This window comes from Eremococcus coleocola DSM 15696 (genome assembly GCF_000428865.1).
In the GTDB taxonomy this organism is placed as follows: Bacteria; Bacillota; Bacilli; order Lactobacillales; family Aerococcaceae; genus Eremococcus; species Eremococcus coleocola.
This window is the reverse complement of record NZ_AUAT01000049.1, coordinates 1-1,623: the sequence shown is the minus strand read 5'-3', so window position 1 is coordinate 1,623 and position 1,623 is coordinate 1. Positions and strand designations below refer to the sequence as shown.

Annotated in this window: 3 protein-coding genes; all 3 read right to left on the bottom strand. The window is 40.2% G+C overall.

Annotated elements, in window-relative coordinates:
• Positions 1 to 365, bottom strand: a 365-nt coding sequence (locus G396_RS0108565; RefSeq protein WP_028125711.1) for a gp58-like family protein, incomplete at its 3' end; no start/stop codon positions are given.
• Positions 366 to 385: 20 nt separating this feature from the next.
• Positions 386 to 1,258 carry a hypothetical protein gene (locus G396_RS0108560; protein ID WP_028125710.1) on the bottom strand — a complete coding sequence of 291 codons (873 nt, stop codon included), beginning with the start codon at positions 1,256 to 1,258 and terminating at the stop codon, positions 386 to 388.
• 4 nt (positions 1,259 to 1,262) lie between these two features.
• Positions 1,263 to 1,623: phage tail fiber repeat family protein (locus G396_RS11985; protein ID WP_487042764.1), on the bottom strand; the 361-nt coding region annotated here is incomplete at its 5' end.

Genomic DNA, 1,623 nt, shown 5'->3' with positions numbered 1-1,623 from the left:
TCAATCCCACCAGCGGTTCTTATAAACTCGGCTGATAAGGTTTCATTGTGATACTCTTCTAGCATTCCTAGTGCATTCAGTTTAATTTTAGACCAGAGTTTAGAGTTTTCAGTATCCGTCATTTCAAGGTTGATTTCTTTTAAATCCTTGAAAATACCCGATATATTGCCCTCGTACACCTCGGGCGGTACCCAATAGGTCATATCAGGATTTTTCTCCACTTGGATTTTCTTAAAATCTGTGTTGCCCAAACAATCAGAGAGTAGGGCAATATGGTCTGTATCTTTGTCAAACGTGTGTGTAACGTAAAAACGCCCATCTTTTATCTGTGCTTCGAGGAGTTGACTTCCTATTTTGATTTTCAATAGAGGTCACCTCCTCTCGATTATTTAAAATAGTACTCAATTTTGTTATACACTATACTATCGCTCCTGTTTAACTCCCAGTTGCCAGGTACAAGGGTTGAAGCTTTAACAGTGCCTTCCCACACTTTTTTACCTTGATAATATAAAATAACTTTCTCAATCTCTGAAACAGATGTTTCAGGTGGTTGTTTTGATACATCAATACGGGTATTCGCTATCCCAAAACTTGATTCCCAAACATATATTCTCTTCTTCTTCCATATTTTTTCACTCATATACCAAGCTTCTTTCATTTCATCCCCGTCATAAAAAACTTGTTCAGTATTTCTAAAATCAATCACTGCACCATTCGGTTCAGGTTGGGTAGGTGCTTCCGATTTAGTACCCACATATTGCTTATTATTAATAACTGATATTTGAGTGGTCCTTCGTTCATTGCGTATCTCTCCAGTACTTACTCCATTAACGAACTTTTCTTCCCACTCAACTAATTCTGTACCATCTCTACCTTGATCAGTGTACGATTGACTTGGTAATAAATCAGAACGGTTAATGGTATCTGTGCCACGTTGGATTGTTTCCGTTCGTGACATTGGTCGCCATTCTTCGGTCGTATTACTACTAGGGAAATCACGTTCATAAATCGTAACCGTATATGTTTGACCATCCACTAGACTATCTGGTGTTGTAGTGAACATTAACATTATATTTTCAGCTTGTGCGTCTGAAATACGAATGGTATAGTCGTGATTCTGACCATTTGATGAGAAACGTATTGGTTTACCGTTTATCAATTCGGGATATCCGTTTCTCCATGCTGTGTATGGGAAATTTAGAGAAATCGTATTACCCATTTTAACGATACCCACCGTCGCTTCAAAAATCTTACTCATCTCATCACGCCCTTACCAAATAAATAACATTAGGCGCTTGGTTACTAGGTGCAAAATTGACAACTTCCACGGTTACACTTGTACCGTCTGCACCTTTAGGGCCTGTTTTTCCAATAGGACCTTGTGGACCAGGGTCACCTTTATCACCCTTAGCACCATCTGCACCTTTAGGGCCTTCTGGGCCTTGTGGTCCTGTCCTTCCAGTTTTTCCTTTAGGGCCTTGTGGACCAGGGTCACCTTTATCACCCTTAGCACCATCTGCGCCTTTCAGACCTTCCATTTTGCTGATTTCATTCAGCCGAGTTTCAAGGTTAGCAATTTGGTCAATCGTGTGGGTGTGTGTTGCGCTTGCTTTGCCCTCTAAA

Excerpts from the sequence above, each read along its gene's own strand:
- G396_RS0108560 (WP_028125710.1), bottom strand. The coding sequence starts at position 1,258 with ATGAGTAAGATTTTTGAAGCGACGGTGGGTATCGTTAAAATGGGTAAT.